This is a genomic window from Mycobacterium branderi (assembly GCF_010728725.1).
Taxonomy (GTDB): domain Bacteria; phylum Actinomycetota; class Actinomycetes; order Mycobacteriales; family Mycobacteriaceae; genus Mycobacterium; species Mycobacterium branderi.
Genome location: NZ_AP022606.1, coordinates 1064277 through 1084682 on the forward strand (window position 1 = coordinate 1064277; position 20406 = coordinate 1084682).

Below are 20406 nucleotides of genomic sequence, written 5' to 3' on the forward strand. Positions count from 1 at the left end.
CGCGCCGCCGGGCGCGTCACTACAGTCACATCCGTCACTTCAGCCGTAGGCTGGCGCACGTGCGGCTATCGCAGATGGCACTGGCAGGTCTGCTGGCGGTCGCGACGCTGGCGGCCGGGTGCGGTTCCACCGTCGACGGCACGCCGGCGGCCGCGCCGGGCGCCGGGCCAACCGAACCGTCCTACCCCAAGGCCCGGCCGTCGCTGCCGCCGACGGCAAAGCCGTCCCAGCCGGCGTCGCCGAGTCCGACGGCGCCGGCCGGCGCCATCCCGCTACCGCCCAACCCGGACGGATACGTCTTCATCGAGACCAAGTCAGGCAAGACGCGCTGCCAGATCGCCAAGGACAACGTGGGCTGCGAAGCGCCGTTCACCAACTCGCCGATGCAGGATGGCGAGCACGCCAACGGCGTCAGCATCACCGCCAGCGGGGATGTGCACTGGGTGCTGGGCAATCTCGGTGACATCCCCACGGTCACGATCGACTACCGCACTTACGATGCGCAGGGCTGGACAATCGCCGCCAGCCAGAGCGGCACCCGCTTCACCAATGACCGCACCGGCCACGGAATGTTTGTGAGCATCGAGAAAGTCGACACGTTCTAGAGCCGCATAGTCTGTCGGTCGTGGACTTTCGCGTATTCGTCGAACCGCAGCAGGGCGCCAGCTACGCCGATCAGCTCGCCGTCGCGCAGGCCGCCGAATCACTGGGCTTCTCCGCGTTTTTCCGGTCCGACCACTACGTGGCCATGAGCGGCGACGGGCTGCCCGGACCGACAGATTCGTGGGTGACGCTTGGCGGAATCGCCCGCGAGACGTCGTCGATCCGGCTGGGCACGCTGGTCACGTCGGCGACTTTTCGTCACCCCGGCCCGCTCGCGATTTCGGTCGCCCAGGTCGACGACATGAGCGGAGGACGAGTCGAACTCGGGCTCGGCACCGGCTGGTTCGAGCGGGAGCACCAGGCCTACGGGATCCCGTTTCCGCCGCCGCGCGAGCGTTTCGCCCGGCTGACCGAACAACTCGAACTCATCACCGGCCTGTGGACGGCGCCGAGCGGGGAGACATTCGACTACGCGGGCACCCACTACGCGGTCAACGACTCACCTGCTTTGCCGAAACCGGTGCAGCGGCCTCATCCGCCGATCATCATCGGCGGTCTGGGCGCCCAGCGGACACCGCTTCTGGCCGCGACATTCGCCGACGAGTTCAACGTTCCGTTCGCGTCGCTGGACACCGTTCGAACCCAGTTCCGGCGAGTCGCCGACGCGGTCGAGGCCAACGGCCGGTCGGCTGATTCCATCACCTACTCGGCGGCGTTCGTGCTGTGTGCCGGACGCGACGGCGCCGAACTCACCCGCCGTGCCGGCGCCATCGGGCGCGAGCTCGACGAGATGCGGACCAACTCGCCGCTGGTGGGCACACCCGGCGAGATCGTCGACCGCCTCAGCCCGTTCGCCGAGATCGGGGTGCAGCGGGTGTACATGCAACTGCTCGACATGTCGGATCTGGAGCACCTGCAGCTGTTCGCCGACGAGGTCATGCGCCGGCTCTGAGTAGGATCGACACGTGGCCCGCTACGGTCCTCCGGACGATCCGAGCAGACAGCCGACCCAAATGGCCGAGGCGCAACAGCCAACCGGTCCCATCGAATTCGGCAACGCGTCCGAGCCGGAACCGCCGCCCCCGTGGTATCGCAAGCGTTCGCTGCTGGCCGCCTGGGCCACGCTGGTCGCGATCCTGATCGTGCTGATCATCTACGGCCTCATCCAGCTCTCCACCGGCGGCGGAGGCGGTCCCGCGACCACCACGTCGACGACTCCGTCCTCGACGACAACCACCACTCCGTCGACGACACCCAGCACGACTACCACGACGCCCTCGCCGAGCAGCACCGAAGAGGCGCCACCGCCGGCGACCAACGCCCCCGTCCCGCCGCAGCCCGGGCGGCCGCCACCAGCGCACCACGAGCCACCTCACATACCCAAGCTGCCGCCGTTGCCGCCGCTGCCGTCGACCATCACCCTGCCGCACACGGTGATCACACTGCCGCCGCACATCTGACGCGCTCCGCCCGCCGCCCGCGTGGCACCAGCGTTTTTGCGGTCCCGATGGCTACCATCGGCGACCGTGGCACGCTACGAACCCCCAGGCAACGGCGGCGACGAGCCGACCCAATACGGCCCCAGCTACGGCCAGGGCGGCTACGACCAGGGTGGCGAGCCGACCCAATACGCGCCAAACTACCGCGAGAGCGGCGAGCCGACCCAATACGCGCCCGACTACGGCGGATACGAACCCGAACCGGCATACGACGAGGCCGAAGCAGAACCGCCAGTCGAAGCCACGCCATGGCATCGCAAGCCTGCCGCGCTGGTCGCCTGGGGTGTCGCGGTCGCGATCCTGATCGCCCTGATCGTTTGGGGCGTCCTGCAGTTGACCAGCGGACACAGCAAGGCTCCGGTCACCACGACGTCATCCACCACGACAACCACCACCACGCCGGCACCAACCACAAGCTCTGCTGCGCCGGTCGTTCCGCCGGCGACGACCGCGCCCACCACCACGACAGCGCCGACGACGACCACCACCACCACGACAACGACGACCACGACAACCACCACGACAACGACAACAACCGACACCACGACCACGACCACGACCACAACCACCACCGCGCCGACCACGACGACCACTACCAGTGCGCCGGCACCGGGAGCTTTCACCCCGCCGTCGGTGATCACGCTGCCCCCGATCACGCTGCCGCCCGGGCTCTGAACCGATACGATCGCTTGCCGTGAGGGGGAGCGAACCACCCGATAACGGCGACCGGGACGACCCGTTCATGCGGGCCGACGATCCGTCACCCTGGTACCTCAAGCCATGGGCGCTGGCGGGGTGGGGTCTGCTGGTCGTCTTCCTGATCGCGGTGATCATCTGGGGCCTTGTCGTGTTGGCGACCGGCGGCGGAGGCGAAGCGCCGTCCCCCACCACGACAACGACCACGACGACGACGACCACCACCACCACCACGACCACAACGACAACCACCACCACGACCGTCGAACCGACAACCACGGCGCCGCAATGGACCACGCAAGCGCCGCCCCCGCCTGTGACCAGTTCGCCGAAGCATCACTGGCGGGACCAACTGCCCAACATCCACGTCCCGGGTATCAACCCCTAAGAATCTGTGCCCCTTGATATTCGGCGACGATCGCCTCGGCGCCGCGCACCGCAGCAGGGACGCGACGGCGCCGCCGGCCCACCCCGCTCCGGACCGTCGCAGGTTCCCGGCCTGCCGGCCCAAACACCAGCGAACTCCCAACGGACGCGGCCGCAGGATTAGGCAACGCCGCATCGGGGGAAACAGTTATGAGGGGGAATCGTCGATGAGGCCCGGCCCTCTTCCCCAATACCGTGGGGCGCCGGCGCCGGCGATCACCACACAGCCGATAACGCAGAGGTATCCGACATATGAGCGACGCGCTCGGGTTGTCCATCGGGATGGCCAACCTGGTCGCGGCACGAGTGGGCAGCGCGCCGGTGACGCGCCGATCCGTGCTGACCTTGTTCGGCCACCGGCCACCGGAGGTGGGGATTCCGGAGGAAAACCCGAACCTCACCGAACCCGGCCTGGTGCTGCCCGGATTCGTCGAGCAGATCGGCGTCCCCACTCCGTTGATTGCCCCCGACGGATCCAGCCACAGTGGCGATGAGCTGGCGGTCGAGGCGCTCGACGCGATGGCGCGCACGGCTGGCTACGGGGCACCGGTGGCGATTGCCGTCCCAGCGCATTGGAATCCCACCGTCGTCGCACCGCTCCGAAAAGCATTGGGCACCAAGCAGTTTCTTACCCCCGGCGGTGTGCCCCCGACCCTGATTTCCGACGCCACTGCAGCGCTTGTCGCGCTGTATGCCAACCCCGGGTTCCCGACCGATGGGATCGTGGCGCTGTGTGACTTCGGCGCCAGCGGCACCAGCGTCACCCTCACCGACGCGGCGTCAAATTTTCAGCACATCGGCCAGACACTGCGCTACCCCGACTTCTCCGGCGACCAGATCGACCAAGCGATCCTCAGCCACATACAGGCCGGCATCGCCGCTCAGTCCGACGCGGCCGGGACTGCGCCGTTAGGCGCGATGTCTCGGCGGATCGACGAGTGTCGGCGCGCCAAGGAGCAACTGTCTGCCGCGACCGTCGCGGTCATCCCGGCCGAGATGCCCGGCGCCGATGACATCCGTTTTTTCCGAACGGAATTGGAACGCCTGATCGCCGAACCCCTGGGTCGGTTTGTCAGCAACGTCGGAAACGTCCTGCGGCGCAACCGAATTCCACCGGCAAAGCTGGCCGCGATCGCGACGGTCGGCGGTGGAGCGTGCATCCCGTCGGTCACCCGGCAACTCGAGGAGCGATTGCAGTCACCGGTGGTCACCACACCACATCCGGCGCTGAGCGCCGCGATCGGCGCGGCGGTGCTTGCTGAGCAGGAGTCGTCTACCGACGCCCCGACAGAAGCGCAGGCCACTGCGCTCGCCCCGGGCGCTCCGGCCCCGACCGATGTAGCCCCCGCGGCGTGGGCGGCCGGGGCGGCCGCTGCGGCTGCGGGCGAATCGGTGGAAGACGGTGCCCAGTCGGCGACCTACCGCGCGCTGGCCTGGTCGCAGGAGGCATCCAACGGCGATGAGCCATTGCCCTACACCGGCGACGATCACAGCGGCGAGTACGGCCGAAGCACGGCAGCCGCCCCGCCGCCGGCGGCACCCCAACCGTTGCGGCGATCGAGGCGCTTGGGCGTCTTGTTCAGCGCAGCCGCTACGGCGGCCCTGGTCGCCCTGCTCATCGCCGGCTTGGTGGTAGTCAAGTTGAGCTCCACCGACCACGGACCCACCCAAAAACCCGGGCCCACACCGAGCACCCTGCCCAGCGTCGGCTCGCTGCCTCCCGCGCCGCCGCCCGTGACCGAGACGGAAACTGCATCCGAGTCGGCGATTCCGCCGCCACCACCGCCGACCACCGAACCACCCACCACCACGCGGACCACGGTGCCAACCACGACAACCACCGTGCCCACCACGACGACCAGGGTGCCGACCACCACGACCACTACGACCATGCCCACCACGACGACCAGCAGGCCCCTGACCACCACCCAGCCGACGACCACCTTCAGCTATCCGCCGCTGATACCGCCCAGCACGACGGCTCAGGTCCCGCCATTGGTCCCGGTCAGGCCGACCTATGGCCATTACCCGCCGTTTCCAAGTTAGGGCAGCCTTTGTCGCGGTCGGCACCAAGAAGATGTCACTATGAGCAGGCCAAGCAGGCCTGAGCAGGCACGGCCGGATGGTTACCAGCCAGTAACATTGGATAAGTTACCGCTCAGTAACGCCAGAATTGGAGAGACGCTCCGTGGAGACGCAGACGCTGATCAGACTGGTAGTCGGCCTCGGCATGACGGCGATAGTGCTGCTGTTTGCCGCCAGACGGGTTGGCTGGCTGGCCAAACTCATCATGTCGGGCCAACCGGCCAGCGGGCGCACCGACGAGGTCGGCGCCCGCATCGAGGTCGAGGTGGCCGAGGTGCCCGGCCAGCGCCGCCTGTTGAAGTGGACCATTCCCGGCCTGGCGCACTTCTTCACCATGTGGGCGTTCTTCGTGCTGCTCACCGTCTACATCGAGGCATACGGCCTGCTGTTCGACCCACATTTCCACATCCCGCTAGTCGGGACTTGGGACGCGCTGGGCTTCTTGCAGGACTTCTTCGTCGTCGCCGTAACGCTGGGCATCGCCACGTTCGCGGTCATCCGGATCAAGCGCAACCCCAAGGAGCTCGGCCGCACGTCGCGTTTCTACGGCTCGCACACCGGCGGTGCGTGGCTGATTCTGTTCATGATCTTCAACGTCGTGTGGACCTACTGCCTGTTGCGTGGGGCGGCGTCGTATCTGGGCAATCTCCCCTACGGCAACGGGGCCTTCCTGTCCCACCTGTTCGGCAAGATTTTGAGCCCGCTCGGCCACACCGGCAACGAGATCCTGGAGACAGTGGCGCTGCTGCTGCACATCGGGGTCATGCTGGCGTTCCTGATCATCGTGCTGCATTCCAAGCACCTGCACATCTTTGTGGCGCCCATCAACGTCGCCTTCAAGCGACTGCCCGACGGGCTGGGTCCGCTGCTGCCGATCGAGGCGGACGGCAAGCCGATCGACTTCGAAAACCCGCCTGACGACGCCGAATTCGGGCGGGGCAAGATCGAGGACTTTTCCTGGAAGGCGATGCTCGACTTCGCCACCTGCACCGAGTGTGGGCGCTGCCAGTCGCAGTGCCCGGCGTGGAACACCGGAAAGCCGTTGTCGCCCAAGCTCGTCATCATGGATCTGCGCGACCACTGGATGGCCAAGGCGCCCTACATCCTTGGTGAAAAGGAAGCCGACGCGGAGGGCGGCTACATCGAATCCGGTCGCGGCGAGGGCCACCACGTTCCGGAATCCGGATTCGGCCGCGTGCCCGGCTCGGGTCCCGAGCAGGCCGGACGTCCGCTGGTGGGCACCGCCGAGCAAGGCGGGGTGATCGACCCGGACGTGCTGTGGTCCTGCGTGACGTGCGGCGCCTGCGTCGAGCAGTGCCCGGTCGACATCGAGCACGTCGACCACATCGTGGACATGCGCCGCTACCAGGTGATGATGGAGTCGGAGTTCCCCTCCGAGCTGTCGGTGCTGTTCAAAAACCTTGAAACCAAGGGCAATCCGTGGGGTCAGAACGCCGGTGACCGCACCAACTGGATCAGCGAAGTCGACTTCGACGTTCCGGTCTACGGCGAGGACGTCGAGTCCTTCGACGGCTACGAGTACCTGTTCTGGGTGGGTTGTGCCGGCGCCTACGACGACAAGGCGAAGAGGACCACCAAGGCCGTCGCCGAGTTGCTGGCCATCGCGGGAGTGAAGTACCTGGTGCTCGGCACCGGCGAAACCTGCAACGGCGACTCCGCGCGTCGCTCCGGCAACGAGTTCTTGTTCCAGCAGCTGGCCCAGCAGGCCGTCGAGACCCTGGACGGGGTGTTCGAAGGCGTGGAGACCGTCGACCGCAAGATCGTGGTGACCTGCCCGCACTGCTTCAATACCCTTGGGCGCGAATACAAGCAGCTCGGCGCCAACTTCACCGTGCTGCACCACACCCAGCTGCTCAACCGGCTGGTGCGCGACAAGAAGCTGGTGCCGGTCAAGCCGGTCGACGGCAACGGCAGCGGCCCCTCGATCACCTACCACGACCCGTGTTATCTGGGCCGGCACAACAAGGTCTACGAGGCGCCACGCGAGCTGATCGGGGCGTCGGGCGCGACGCTGACCGAAATGCCGCGCCACGCCGATCGCAGCTTCTGTTGCGGCGCCGGCGGTGCGCGGATGTGGATGGAAGAGCACATCGGCAAGCGGATCAACCACGAGCGCGTCGACGAGGCGCTGGCGACTGGCGCCACCACCGTCGCCACCGCGTGCCCGTTCTGCCGGGTGATGGTCAGCGACGGCGTCAACGACCGCGCCGAAGCCGCCGGGCGGGAAGACGTCGACGTGCGCGACGTGGCCAACCTGCTGCTGGAGTCCATCGACCGCAGCAACATCACGCTGCCGGCCAAGGGAACCGCCGCCGAAGAGGCCGCCAAGGCCGCTCCGAAGCCCGCTCCGAAGGCCGAGGCAGCACCGACGGCGGCGCCGGCCGAAAAGCCCGCTGAGGCTGCCGAACCCACGCCGGAAAAAGCCACCAAAGCCGTCACCGGCTTGGGCATCGCCGGCGGCGCCAAGCGGCCCGGCGCCAAGAAGGCCGCCGCGCCAACGCAATCCGCGGCCCCCCCGGCCGCCGAAAAGGCACCGGCTGCGCCGGCTAAGGGGTTGGGCCTCGCGGCCGAAGCAAAGCGGCCCGGAGCCAAAAAGGCCGCTGCCCCAGCACAACCGGAGGCCGCAGAGGCGCCGGCCGCAGAAGAGCCGAAAGCGGAAGAGGCCAAAGCGCCTGCCGCACCGGTCAAGGGATTGGGTATCGCAGCCGGAGCCAAACGACCCGGCGCCAAGAAGACTGCCGCGCCCGCGCAGCCCGCTGCCGAGCCGAAGAAGGAGCCGGAAGCAAAGCCGGAACCGGAATCTCAGGCCGCGCCCGCGGACAAGGAAAGTGACGGCGAAGCCACCACACCGCCGGTCAAGGGACTCGGCATCGCCCGCGGCGCGCGCCCGCCGGGCAAGCGGTAACGAGCCGTTACGCGGCGCCACCGCGGAGGTCGGCGTCCGACGGCGCGTATTCCGCCCAATCCCGGAAAAGGGTTGCCGGAGTGGAGTTTCCAACCTGCGTCAGCGTGGCGACGTGGGTGAACGGATCATCGACGGCTTCGCGGGTTCCGAACAATGGCACCAACGTCGGCACTTCTGCGACGTGAGCCGGATTGTCGACCACGGTAATAGTCCTCATTACCGGATGGTCCGAAACCAGGTCCTGGATGGCTCCTGTCGAGGCGAACTGACTCTCGGTACACAGGACACGCGCTCCGGCTACCCCCCACTCATGAAGCTTTCCCGCCTCCGACAAGAATGCCCCGGGATCTTGCGAGAAGGACACTTGAGGCGGGTAGCACGAGCGGGTTTCCTGCATCATTCGATGGGTGACGAGTGTTGCTTCCACCGACAGGCGTACCAGCCGAACGGTTCGGGAGTCGACGTCGATCACTCGTTGATAGGTCGAAGTTTCGCCAGGATTGAGAAAGCTGTCTTCGTAAGAAGCGGCGATGATCGAGGCGTAGAGCAGCGTCGAATCGCCCGGCAGAGTGGGTTTTTCGCGGTAGTCGTCTCTCAACGACCTTCCACTGGGATCCAGGCCGGCGAGCAGTGCTTCGGTAGTGGCGGGCTCCGTCGGCGTCCCGACGGGATAGGACGTGACACGCATCAGCCCCGCTGGCATGTCGATTTGGACAGAACCGCGGCTGTGCAGCGTCACTTTCGCCAACAGATGGATGATCGGACCCGTCGAGCCCATCGGTGACAACTCGGCATTGACGTCGACGAGCGGGCTCGAGGCCTCGGGCAGGTATTGGGTCTGCATCCAGAACTGCACCAGACCGATCAACGGGAACAACGCGACCACGACGGCAGCGCCCTTGGTGACGGCAGTGCGCGCGTAGCGACCGAGGTAGAGCACCCAGGCCAACGCTATGCCGCCGAGCGTCAACGCAACTCCGGTTATCCCCATCAGCTGGCTCACCGGACTGCGCTGGTCGACCAGCCACACGTAGGCCGCCAGACCCGCGATGAAGATCTGACTCACCATCGCGGTCATCAAGGCGTTACCCGAGCCCCTGACGATCTGCCCGAACGCCAGCGCGCAGGTGATGCCGATGCCCAACAGCAGAGCGCTCCCGATCAGATCCCATGCGGAGGTGGTCAGCGTCGCATTCCAGACCGCCAGTGCGAGGACGATCGCGGCGTCGACGCCGACCCAGCAGGCGAGCAGAATCCGTAGCGATTTGGGCAGGTTGCGGACCGTGAGATCGGGTGGCGACGCTTGTTCTTCGACCGCCGACTCATGGCCTTCCGTTGCTTGATGGCCGTCTCGACCTAGCTGCGTTTCAAGTTTGAGCTTCATCCGTGTGCCCCACATGTTCGGTGATGGCGGCACTGTACGGCCATGCAGCAACCCAGCGTGCGAGTAATCGACTACCTGTTTTCCCGGCCTTATCTCGACTTCAGCAAATTTCCATTGGACGGCCATGGCACCATGGTGAACGTGACTACGCATCAGCTGCCCTGGTCGGCCACGGGGCACCAGCCGCGGCAGCGCATGTTCGCGCAGTCGTCGAAGCTGCAAGACGTCCTCTACGAGATCCGCGGCCCGGTGCACGATCACGCCGCGCGGTTGGAGGCCGAGGGGCACCGCATCCTCAAGCTCAACATCGGCAACCCGGCGCCGTTCGGGTTCGAGGCACCCGACGTGATCATGCGCGACATGATCCAGGCGTTGCCCTATGCGCAGGGCTATTCGGACTCCAAGGGCATCCTTCCGGCGCGGCGCGCGGTGGTCACCCGCTACGAGCTCGTCGACGGCTTCCCGCGATTCGACGTCGACGACGTCTATTTGGGTAACGGCGTCTCGGAGCTGATCACCCTGACCCTGCAGGCACTGCTGGACAACGGCGATCAGGTATTGATCCCGGCGCCCGATTATCCGTTGTGGACGGCGTCGACGTCGCTGGCCGGTGGTACCCCGGTGCACTACCTGTGCGACGAGACGCAGGGCTGGCAGCCCGATATCGCCGATCTGGAATCCAAGATCACCGAACGCACCAAGGCGCTTGTGGTGATCAACCCGAACAATCCGACCGGCGCGGTGTACAGCCGCGAAGTCCTCACGCAGATGGCCGATTTGGCGCGCAAGCATCAGCTCCTGCTGCTTGCCGACGAGATCTACGACAAGATTCTCTACGACGACGCCAAGCACATCAGCATGGCCTCGGTGGCGCCGGACCTGTTGTGCCTGACGTTCAACGGATTGTCGAAGGCCTATCGGGTGGCGGGCTATCGGGCCGGCTGGTTGGCGATCACGGGCCCCAAAGACCATGCCAGTAGCTTCATCGAAGGCATTCACTTGCTGGCGAATATGCGGCTGTGCCCGAATGTTCCGGCGCAGCATGCGATCCAGGTGGCGCTGGGCGGTCACCAGAGCATCGAGGATTTGGTGCTGCCGGGCGGACGGCTGCGCGAACAGCGGGATGTCGCCTGGTCCAAGCTCAACGAGATCCCGGGGGTTTCGTGCGTCAAGCCGGCCGGGGCGCTCTACACCTTCCCGCGACTGGATCCCGAGGTGTACGACATCGAGGACGACGAGCAATTAGTCCTCGATCTGCTGCTGCAGGAGAAGATCCTGGTCACTCAGGGCACCGGATTCAATTGGCCCGCACCGGATCACCTGCGGATCGTGACGCTGCCGTGGGCGCGTGACCTGTCGCATGCGATCGAGCGGCTGGGTAACTTCCTGGCCAGCTACCGTCAGTAAATCAGACCTCGGGGCAGAACACTTCGCGGGCGATGTCCGCGAAATCGGCTGCGGTATCACCGGTCATGTCCGGCGATCCGTCGACGATGTCCGCAATGACTTGCTCTTCACTTTCGCCGCCCTCCAGGCGTTCGCAAACACTGCGGGCATCGTTGACCGCAACATCGGCGGGTCGGGTCAGTTCGATGCCTTCTTCGGACAGCAGCCACAGGAATCGGCCGTCCTTGTCCATCTTCGCCGGCGAGTTAGCGGCCTGCGAACCTGACATCGATCCTTTCGGCGCGGGATGGTCACGCTTCCAGTACGAAACCGATACTGCGGCAACGACGATGAGGGCGATTACGACCGCGACGAGCACGGCTCCGCCGCGGATGGGCTGCGGGTTAGGTGTTGTTGTCATCCTCAGCGCTGTTCGAGCAACTGCAGCAGATAGTCGCCGTAGCCGGATTTGACCAGGCTCTGCGCGCGGCGCGCCAGTTGCTCGTCGTCGATGAAGCCCATCCGCCACGCCACTTCCTCCGGCACGCCGATCTTCAAGCCCTGCCGGCGTTCCAGGGTTCGGACGTAGTCACTGGCATCCAGCAGGGAGTCGAAGGTCCCGGTGTCCAGCCAGGCCGTGCCGCGCGCCAGCACCTCGACCGCCAGCCGGCCCTGGTTCAAATAGATCTGGTTGACCTCGGTGATCTCATACTCGCCGCGCGCCGAGGGCTTTAACCCCTTGGCGATCTCGACGACGTCGTTGTCGTAGAAATACAGGCCCGGAACCGCGTAGTGGGACTTGGGCGTTGCCGGCTTCTCCTCGAGCGAGAGCGCGATGCCGTCGTCGCCGAATTCGACCACTCCGTACGCCGACGGGTTGGCCACCCAGTAGGCGAAAATCGCGCCGCCGCTGATGGTTTGGAACCGGCGCAGGTTGGTGCCCAGACCGGGGCCGTAAAAGATGTTGTCGCCCAACGCTAATGCCACCGACTCGGTACCGATGTGGTCAGCGCCGATGACGAATGCCTGCGCCAGACCGTCGGGCCGGTCCTGCACCGCGTAGCTGACGTTGATGCCGAATGCGGCGCCGTCGTCGAGCAGCCGGTGAAAGCCGGGCGCATCGTGACCGGTGGTGATCACCAAGATGTCGCGGATGCCGGCCGTCATCAGCGTCGACAGCGGGTAATAGATCATCGGTTTGTCGTAAACCGGCAGCAGCTGCTTGCTGACGCCCATGGTGATCGGATAAAGCCGTGTGCCCGAACCGCCGGCCAGGATGATTCCGCGCATCAGCTACTCCTCAGTCGACCAGGTCGGCCTCGGTGAGCTCGGTTGCCGCCAAGGCCGACTCCAGGTCATCATGCCGGAACACCGAGGTGACGTGATCGTGAACGACCCGAAATGCCGCCGCCGCAGTGTCGTTGGCGCCTTTGAGTTCGACGACGACGACGCCGTCGTGCACGAACATCCTGCCCAGCTCCGCGGTCTGGGCGCGCTCGGTGGCCCACTTGCGCAGCGCCTGGTGGCCCTGCCCGGCTCCGTGCGCGTCGCCGACTTCGATGTCCTCGCTGGACAGCGCGATCAAGGTGTCGATGTCCGACGTGTTGAGGGCGTCGTGCCATGCCAGTACGGTGGCGATCTCCGATGTCGTCATGACCTGCAACGTACCGCGCCGTTCAGAACGGCGTGCGCTCCAGCCAGTTCTGCCATACCGCGGTGTCGCCGAACACCGCGATGCCGGTGTCGGCGACCGCAACTCGTCGGGTGACGGCCAGCAGCAGGTCGGTGGCGGGCCCGCGCAGCGCTACTGTGCCCTTGCCGTGGTCGTGTGACCAGCTGATCGTGCCGTTGTCGGCACGGATGGTCCACTCGCCCGCGGCTCCGATACCAGGATCGGTGGCGTGGAGGTGCATGCTCTGCCCGTCTGTAAGCGGAAGCGCCGCGCCGTCGCGTCCGGCCTGTGCCGCGACCCGCTCCAGCCATTCGCTGATCCCGTCGGCCGCGGTCTCGGCGTCGAGTGTGAAATCGAGTCCCAGCGCGAGGGCGGCGTCGGCGCGGTGCACGCTCGCCTCGTGTAGCCGGCGGCGAACCCACCAGTAAGCGGGCCGCGGCCCGATGAATGTCCAGACGGGGGTTTCCATGCCAGCCTGCTCGACGGTGTCGACCAGCAGCTGCGCGCCGCCGTGCAGCCAGGAGATGGCCTCGTCGGGATCCGGCGGCGGCTTGCCTTGTTCGACGCTGCGCGGATCGAGGAAGTGGTCGACGCGGTCGCGGACGATCTGCGCCGCCCACCGGTCTCCGCGGCCGACATGGCGGAACAACTGCTGCAAACTCCACTCGGGACAGGTCGGCACCGGTGTCGACGGGTCGGCGCCGCGGATCACCTCACCGAAGGCGCGGTTTTGCTCGAGCAATGCTGCCGCGTAGTCCACGCGGTTAGGCTACGCGCCGCCCCAGGCTGTATACGCGCCAGCCCGCGTGCTGCCAGCGGGCGACGTCCAGGCAGTTGCGGCCGTCGACAATCACTTTGGCGCGCACCCGATCAGCAAGCTCGCCGGGGTCGAGGTCGACGAATTCGCGCCACTCGGTGAGGACCAGCACGGCGTCGGCGCGCTCGCAGGCTTCGGCGACCGACACCGCGTAGTTGAGGGTGGGAAACACGCGGTGTGCATTGTCCAGGGCCTTGGGGTCGTAGACGTTGACCGCGGCGCCGTTGAGCTGGAGCTGCCCGGCGACATTGAGCGCCGGCGAGTCACGCACGTCGTCGGATTCGGGTTTGAACGCGGCACCGAGCACCGCGATGTTGGCGCCGAGCAGCGAGCCGCCGCAGGCGGTGGTGGCCAGTTCGACCATTCGGGTGCGCCGGCGCATGTTGATGTTGTCGACTTCGCGCAGGAATGTCAGCGCCTGGTTAGCGCCCAGCTCGCCGGCGCGGGCCATGAATGCGCGGATGTCCTTGGGCAGGCAGCCGCCGCCGAAACCCAAGCCGGCGTTGAGGCATTGGCGCCCGATGCGCGGGTCGTGCCCGAGCGCGTCGGCCAGCATCGTGACGTCGGCGCCGGCGGCCTCGCAGACCTCGGCGACCGCGTTGATGAACGAGATCTTGGTCGCCAGAAAGGCATTGGCGGATACCTTGACCAATTCGGCGGTCTGCAAGTCGGTCACCAGGAACGGCACGCCGGCGTCCAGCAGCGGCCCGTACAGTTCGCGAACCGCTGCTTCGGCGCGAATCGAATCCTCTTGTACGCCAAGGACAATGCGATCCGGCTCTAAGGTGTCGTGGACGGCGAATCCTTCCCGCAGAAACTCGGGGTTCCATGCCACTTCGACGTCGACGCCGGCCGGTGCGATGGCGCGGGCGCGTCGGCCCAATTCGGCCGCGGTCCCCACCGGCACAGTCGATTTCCCGACGATCACCGCCGCCCGGGTCAGTCGTGGCACCAGCTCGTCGATGACGGCGTGCACGTGACGCAGATCGGCGCCGTATTCGCCCTTCTTTTGCGGCGTGCCGACGCCGAGGAAGTGCACGTCGGCGAATTCGGCGGCCATCTCGTAGTCGGTGGTGAACCGCAGCCGGCCCGCGGCGATGTTGTCGCTCAACATCTTTCGCAGGCCGGGTTCGTAGAACGGGATGTCACCGCCGGCCAGCTTGGCGATTTTGCCGGGATCGATGTCGACGCCGACGACGTCGTGCCCTAATTCGGCCATCCCGGCGGCGTGGGTAGCACCCAGATAGCCCGTGCCGAAGACGGTGCATCGCATAACACCGTGTGTATGCGGCCGCGACGAGCTAACCGTGTCCGGTTACCAAGCGGCAGGCGAACGCCAGGTGACAGTTTGCTGCCGGCTGTCGCCGCGTCGATTCTGCGGTTTCATACGCCCGCGCCGGCGTGTACGAAACCGCACAGCCGACGGGGTTAGAAGCCCGGGATGCCGGGAATTCCCGGGAGTCCCGGGATGCCGCCACCGCCGCCGTGACCGCCGCCGCCATGACCGCCGCCGTGGCCGCCACCGCCGCCGTGACCTGGGCCACCGGGGATGCCCGGAATGCCGCCGCCACCCGGGATACCGGGAATCCCGCCGCCTCCGACCCCCGGCCCGACGGGAACTGGGACCGGGACCGGGACGGGTGCGGCCGGGGCGGGCGCCGGCGCGGCCGGGGCCGGGGCTTCGGGCGCCGGAGCCGCGGGAGCGGGAGCCGGGGCTGCGGGAGCGGCGGGCGCTGCGGGAGCGGCGGGCGCTGCGGGAGCGGGCGCTGCGGGCGCCGGTGCTGGAGCCTCAGGCGCCGGGGAGGGCGCGGCGGGGGCCTGCGGCGGCGCGGACGGCGCAGGAGGCGCGGCCGGCTGCGATTGCTGCGGCGGCGCCTGATTGCTCGGAACCACCACCGGCTGCCCGGGATTCGGCCGCTCACCGACCGACGGGCGCATCGTCATCAACAGCGCAACCGCCAGCGCCACCACTCCGATCACGAAGATGGCGGCCACCGCACTCGCCACCAGCGCCGCGGGCCGGCGCCCGCGCCGACCCTCACCGGCATCGGGAAATACGCCGGTCTGCAGGTCCGGCCGGTTGCCGAAAGCGGTGGGGGCGTTGGCTTCGTCGTCCGCGACAGCGCTGTAGGCCAGCGCCTCGCCGGCGGCGGCCTCGTCGAATGCGGGGTGATATCCGGGGGTCACTTCGTACGGGTCGATCGCGCCGGTCCCGGGATCTTGCGCATAGGCCAGCGCGGCGGTCGACGACGAGAACAACGGCGCATGCGCCGCCGCCAGCGCCGCCCCGCGGGCCAGCGCCGTCTCGGGCTCCTCGGGCGCGTTCACCGGTAGCGACGTCGTCGCCTCCAGCTGGGATTTGAGCGGCGTGATGTCCACGCCGGAGCCGACCATGAACAGCCCGTCCGGCCGCATGGGCAGCGTCTGCATGTCGGTGACCAGAGCCGCCAATTCGCCGGCGGTATCGCCGCTTCTCAGGGGCTCGCGGCGCACGTCGCTGATCGACCCGTCGGCGGAATCGACGATCGCCATGGTCGCGGTGTCCGGTTCGAGGAACAACAGCCCGGTGCGGGAGTAGCCAACCGAGCTGCCGACCGATTGCGCCAGCGCCGCCGCGGCCAAAAACGCCGAGACCAACATGACGTTTTCGACCTTGTGGGCGGCCAGCGCGTCGCGCAGGGCGGTGGCCTCGGCCTGGTCGGTCCAGGTCACTCCGGTCGACAACAGCTCATAGCCGCCCTCGGCGGCGCCTTCGCGGGTTCCCAGGATCGCCGAAACCACCTGCTGCGGTGCGCTCCGCGGTCCGGGCCCGCCGTCGACGTCGAAGTCGTCCTGCTCGACGGTGACACCGTCGCCGTTTTCACCTTCGACCAGCACCATGCGAACCGTCGAGGGTGCCATCGACACACCTAGTACGGTCTCCATCGCCCCTCCAAATTCATGCCGCCAAGCGTTGGTCACAGAAGTACCCGTTTTCGGCGGTCGGGCGTTTAGAACCCGATGCCCAGATTGAGCCCGGGAGCCAGCGGAACCTTGATGCCCGGAGGGCCTCCGCCGTGGCCACGGCCACCACCGCGACCATGGCCCCAGCCACCGCCGCCATGATCACCGCCCCACGGTTCGACCGGCGGCCCGGGTGGCGGCGGCGCGAGAATCTGGCCCAGCTGCGGCAAAACCGGCGGCGGCGGCGGAGGCAGCGCAGGAGCGGGAGCCGGTGCGGGCGCGGGAGCGGGCGCCGCCACGGGAGCCGGCGCAGGCGCAGGGGCAGGCGCCGCAGCGGGCGGGGGCGCGGGCGCCGGCGCAGCGGTCTTGGGCGGGGCGGGCAACGCAGCCGGCGGTGGCGCCTTCGGCGGCGCAGGCGCCTGCTTGCTCGGGGCGACCGCGTTCTGGCTGAGGTTGGGCCGCTCGTTGACCGAGGGCCGGATGCTGACCGCCAACGAAATCACCAGTGCGACAACGCCGACGACGAAGATCGTCAGCACGCTCATCGCGGTCAGAAACGGCTTACGACTGGACTCGGCCGCTGCCGCCCGAAAGTCGAGCATGCCGGAGTCCAGAATCTCCTGCTCGCCGGTGAGGCCGACGTAGGCGTCTGGGCCTTCGGCGGTGTAGGCCTCGGCTTCCTCGTCGGGAACGGCGCTGTAGGCAAGGCCCTCCTCGCCGGAGTCGACGTCAGCCGCGGCGAGGTAGCCCGGAGAAACGGCGTAGGGATCCACGGCGCCGGTGCCCGGATCCTGGGCGTAAGCGAGTGCGGCAGTCGACGACGAGAACAGCGGCGCGTGCGCCGACGCCAGCGCAGCGCCCCGGGCCAGCGCCATGTCCGGCTCCTCGGGAGCGCTCAGCGGAAGCGTCGTCGCTGCCTCCAGCGCCGGTTTGATCAGCGGGATGTCCACTCCGGAACCCACGACGAACAAGCCCTCGGGCCGTGACTCCAAGCGCTCGGCGCTGGCGGCGAGCTTCGTGATGGCGGCGACGGCCTCGTCGTCGTCCTCGGGAAGTGGCTGGCGATGCACCTCGGAGACAGACCCGTCGGCGGAGTCGACCACCGCCAGGGTGGCGGTATCCGGCTCGATGAACAGCAGCGCGGTGTTGGCGTAGTTGGTGGCGGTGCCGACGGCTTGGGCCAGCGCCGCCGCCGCCAAGAACGCCGACACCAGCATGACGTTTTCGATCTTGCGGGCGGCCAGCGCGTCGCGCAGTGCGGCAGCCTCGAACTGGTCGCTCCACGTCACACCGGTCGAGGCGAGGTGGTAGCCGCCCTCGGCGGCACCCTCGCGGGTTCCCAGAATGGCGGAGATCACCCGGTCGGCAGCAACGGTGTTTGCCGGCGTGCCGTTGGGGCTGATCTCGAAGTTGTCCTGGTCAATGGTGACGCCGTCGGCGTTCTCGCCTTCCACCAGCACCATGCGGACCGTCGAGGGTGCCATCGACACACCCAGTACGGTGTCCACTACTTCCTCCTAAGTAGTTTGCTAGCGCCTCGTGGCCCGGGCAGCGCGGCAGAGGCCGCTGCTGATGTTGATACTTCGAGCCTACCTGCCCACCGGTCCGTAGCGTCTGACGCTCACCGGTGACCGTGGCCACCACCGAAACCGCCCCCGTGGCCAAAGCCGCCACCGTGGCCCCATCCGCCGCCACCGTGACCGCCGCCGCGCGGCCCGATCGGGGGTCCGAATATCGGCGGCGCCAGGATCGGCGGAATGAGCGGAGGTATGACGACCGGTGGCAGCGCGGGAGGAGGCGGCGGCGCCGCGGCCGGGACCGGCGCCGGCGCATGTACCGGAGCGGGAGCTCGGGCGACAGGAGGTGGCGGGGCCGGAACTGCCGCAGCGGCCGGGGGCGCAGGCGGTGCGGTGGGCGCCGGCGGTGCCGGCACCTGTGCCTTGGGCACCGGCGGCGGGGGCGCCTGTTTCGTTGGGGCGACGGCGTTTTGGCCGACGCTGGGCCGCTGATTCACCGATGGGTGGATACTGGCCGCCAGCGAAATCACCAGCGTCACAACGCCGACCACGAAGACCGCCAAGACGCTCATGGCCACCAGGAACGGCCGCCGACCGGCCGGCTCGACCGGTGCGGCACCGAAGTCGAGCATTCCCGAGTCGATGGCCCCGTCGTCGTGGCCGAGCGAGGTGAAAGCGCCGGATTGCTCATCCGCGACCGCGCTGTAGGCCAACCCGTCCTCGGGGATGTCGCCGGCGGCCACATAGGCCGGCAGCAGCAGATAGGGGTTCACTGCACCGGTGCCGGGATCTTGGGCGTAGGCCAGCGCCGAGGTGGACGACGCGAATAGTGGAGCGTTCGCCGATGCCAATGCAGCGCCGCGAGCCAGCGCGGTATCCGGCTCCTCGGGAGCGCTCAGCGGAAGGGATGTCGCCGCCTCCAGCACCGGTTTGATCAACGGAATGTCGACGCCGGAACCGACGACCAACACGCCTTCGGGCCCGCTTTCCAGTCGCTCGGCACCGGAAGCCAGTTCGACCACCTTGGCCACGGCCTCGTCGTCATCGTCGGGCAAGGCCTCGCGGTGCACGTCAGCGATCGAGCCGTCACCGGTGTGGACCACGGCCAGGGTCGCCGTGTCGGGCTCCACGAACAACAGGGCGGTGTGCTCGTAACCGGTCTCATTGCCCACCGACTGGGCCAGCGCCGCCGCGGCCAAGAACGCCGAGACCAGCATGACGTTTTCGACCTTGCGAGAAGCCAACGCATCCCATAACGCGGCGGCCGCCAGCTGGTCGGTCCAGGTGACACCGGTCGATCGCAGCTGGTAGCCCGCCTCGGCGGCGCCCTCCCGAGTGCCCAGGATCGCCGAAATCACCTGCTCAGGGGCACTGGCGGGGACTGACTCGTCAGCAACCCCGACGGCGAAGTTCTCCTCGTCTACCGTGGCGCCGTCCCCGTTTTCCCCTTCGACCAACACCATGCGGACCGCCGAGGGTGCCATCGATACACCGAGTACGGTGTCCACCACTCCTCCAAGTCATTCGCCAGCCGACGGTGGCTACCGCGCCGACTCCGCGAGGTTCCGCACAGCTGCGACGCCCCCCGCAGATCGTGGTAGTTCGACACTAACGCCGAAAGTCCGGCCGGGCGCTCACCCAAAGGGACCCCGCAGCAACCTCCCAGCTGTGCGGCGGCCTTAGCTGGATTTGATGAAGTTCTGGTACGAGCGGGACGGTGTGGGACCCCGCTGACCTTGGTATTTCGACCCGGCCCGGGCGCTGCCGTAGGGATGCTCGGCGGGGCTGGTAAGCCGCAGGATGCAAAGCTGACCGATCTTCATTCCCGGCCAGAGCGTGATGGGCAGGTTGGCGACGTTGGAGAGCTCCAGCGTGATGTGCCCGCTGAAACCCGGATCGATAAAACCCGCGGTCGAGTGGGTCAGCAGGCCCAGCCGACCCAACGACGACTTGCCCTCCAGCCGGCCGGCGAGGTCGTCGGGCAGAGTGCAGAGCTCCAGCGTGGACCCCAGCACGAACTCGCCGGGGTGCAGGACGAACGGTTCGCCGTCGACCGGCTGCACCAGGCTGGTCAGCTCGTCCTGCTGCTGCGACGGATCGATGTGGGTGTAGCGGGTGTTGTTGAACACCCGGAACATGCTGTCGAGGCGGACGTCCACGCTGGACGGCTGAACCAGGGTGTCGTCGAATGGGTCGATGCCCAGCCGGCCGGCGGCGATTTCAGCTCGCAGGTCGCGATCGGAGAGCAGCACGCGACGAGCGTATCCCCGGCATTCCCGGTGTGGATGAGCGACGCCGGGCTGGATGCTAGCCTTTCCGATCAATCGCGCCGATGTAGTTCAATGGCAGAACATCAGCTTCCCAAGCTGAGAACGCGGGTTCGATTCCCGTCATCGGCTCCACGTTGACCGGCGGAATATCGTTCGAACCGTCGCTTCCCGGTATACCGATG

At 67.5% G+C, this 20406-nt stretch carries 18 protein-coding genes and 1 tRNA gene; 9 read left to right on the plus strand and 10 right to left on the minus strand.

Annotation, left to right across the window (positions count from 1 at the left end):
* Positions 1-59 precede the first annotated feature (59 nt).
* The 7 genes from G6N47_RS05645 to G6N47_RS05675 all read left to right on the plus strand — a co-directional run bounded on the left by G6N47_RS05645 (position 60) and on the right by G6N47_RS05675 (position 8235).
* The gene (locus tag G6N47_RS05645; protein ID WP_179966365.1) at positions 60-605 is read left to right on the plus strand and encodes a hypothetical protein; all 546 of its coding nucleotides are present in this window, start codon (positions 60-62) and stop codon (positions 603-605) included.
* 20 nt (positions 606-625) lie between these two features.
* A complete protein-coding gene (locus tag G6N47_RS05650) occupies positions 626-1555 on the plus strand; it encodes an LLM class F420-dependent oxidoreductase (protein ID WP_083133875.1) in 930 nt (309 codons plus the stop codon).
* A gap of 13 nt (positions 1556-1568) precedes the next feature.
* Positions 1569-2063, plus strand: coding sequence for a hypothetical protein (locus G6N47_RS05655; protein ID WP_083133876.1), 495 nt, complete (start codon positions 1569-1571; stop codon positions 2061-2063).
* A gap of 66 nt (positions 2064-2129) precedes the next feature.
* A complete protein-coding gene (locus G6N47_RS05660; protein WP_139799673.1) occupies positions 2130-2777 on the plus strand; it encodes an oligopeptide transporter substrate-binding protein in 648 nt (215 codons plus the stop codon).
* 19 nt (positions 2778-2796) lie between these two features.
* Positions 2797-3186 carry a hypothetical protein gene (locus G6N47_RS05665; protein ID WP_139799674.1) on the plus strand — a complete coding sequence of 130 codons (390 nt, stop codon included), beginning with the start codon at positions 2797-2799 and terminating at the stop codon, positions 3184-3186.
* Positions 3187-3476: 290 nt separating this feature from the next.
* Positions 3477-5270, plus strand: a complete 1794-nt coding sequence (locus tag G6N47_RS30045) for an Hsp70 family protein (protein ID WP_083133878.1) — start codon at positions 3477-3479, stop codon at positions 5268-5270.
* 184 nt (positions 5271-5454) lie between these two features.
* Positions 5455-8235: a (Fe-S)-binding protein gene (locus tag G6N47_RS05675; protein WP_276037064.1), complete on the plus strand. Its 2781-nt coding sequence runs from the start codon at positions 5455-5457 to the stop codon at positions 8233-8235.
* 7 nt (positions 8236-8242) lie between these two features.
* Here G6N47_RS05675 and G6N47_RS05680 read toward each other — a convergent pair whose 3' ends face one another.
* Positions 8243-9619, minus strand: a complete 1377-nt coding sequence (locus tag G6N47_RS05680; protein WP_083133880.1) for a hypothetical protein — start codon at positions 9617-9619, stop codon at positions 8243-8245.
* Positions 9620-9733: 114 nt separating this feature from the next.
* Between G6N47_RS05680 and G6N47_RS05685 the strand changes: the two genes are divergently transcribed.
* Complete coding sequence (locus G6N47_RS05685; RefSeq protein ID WP_083133894.1) at positions 9734-11026, plus strand: pyridoxal phosphate-dependent aminotransferase; 1293 nt, start codon at positions 9734-9736, stop codon at positions 11024-11026.
* Position 11027: 1 nt separating this feature from the next.
* On the opposite strand, the gene G6N47_RS05690 is transcribed toward G6N47_RS05685, so the two are convergent.
* The 9 genes from G6N47_RS05690 to dcd form a co-directional block, all read right to left on the minus strand.
* A complete protein-coding gene (locus G6N47_RS05690; RefSeq protein WP_083133881.1) occupies positions 11028-11426 on the minus strand; it encodes a DUF732 domain-containing protein in 399 nt (132 codons plus the stop codon).
* 2 nt (positions 11427-11428) lie between these two features.
* Positions 11429-12295 (minus strand): glucose-1-phosphate thymidylyltransferase RfbA, encoded by an 867-nt coding sequence (rfbA, locus tag G6N47_RS05695; protein ID WP_083133882.1) that lies wholly within the window; start codon positions 12293-12295, stop codon positions 11429-11431.
* 10 nt (positions 12296-12305) lie between these two features.
* Positions 12306-12659: a nuclear transport factor 2-like protein gene (locus G6N47_RS05700; protein ID WP_083133883.1), complete on the minus strand. Its 354-nt coding sequence runs from the start codon at positions 12657-12659 to the stop codon at positions 12306-12308.
* A gap of 22 nt (positions 12660-12681) precedes the next feature.
* Positions 12682-13437, minus strand: coding sequence for a maleylpyruvate isomerase family mycothiol-dependent enzyme (locus G6N47_RS05705; RefSeq protein ID WP_083133884.1), 756 nt, complete (start codon positions 13435-13437; stop codon positions 12682-12684).
* Between the two features lie 4 nt (positions 13438-13441).
* On the minus strand, positions 13442-14767 hold the full coding sequence (locus tag G6N47_RS05710) for a UDP-glucose dehydrogenase family protein (protein WP_083133885.1): 1326 nt from the start codon (positions 14765-14767) through the stop codon (positions 13442-13444).
* Between the two features lie 155 nt (positions 14768-14922).
* Positions 14923-16419 (minus strand): DUF7159 family protein, encoded by a 1497-nt coding sequence (locus G6N47_RS05715; protein WP_170294987.1) that lies wholly within the window; start codon positions 16417-16419, stop codon positions 14923-14925.
* A gap of 65 nt (positions 16420-16484) precedes the next feature.
* A complete protein-coding gene (locus tag G6N47_RS05720; RefSeq protein WP_428839067.1) occupies positions 16485-17945 on the minus strand; it encodes a DUF7159 family protein in 1461 nt (486 codons plus the stop codon).
* 113 nt (positions 17946-18058) lie between these two features.
* Positions 18059-19462: a DUF7159 family protein gene (locus G6N47_RS05725; RefSeq protein ID WP_372517547.1), complete on the minus strand. Its 1404-nt coding sequence runs from the start codon at positions 19460-19462 to the stop codon at positions 18059-18061.
* A gap of 171 nt (positions 19463-19633) precedes the next feature.
* A complete protein-coding gene (dcd, locus tag G6N47_RS05730) occupies positions 19634-20206 on the minus strand; it encodes a dCTP deaminase (protein WP_045384910.1) in 573 nt (190 codons plus the stop codon).
* 76 nt (positions 20207-20282) lie between these two features.
* Between dcd and G6N47_RS05735 the strand changes: the two genes are divergently transcribed.
* Positions 20283-20356: transfer RNA gene (locus G6N47_RS05735), tRNA-Gly, on the plus strand.
* The last annotated feature ends 50 nt before the right edge of the window (positions 20357-20406 follow it).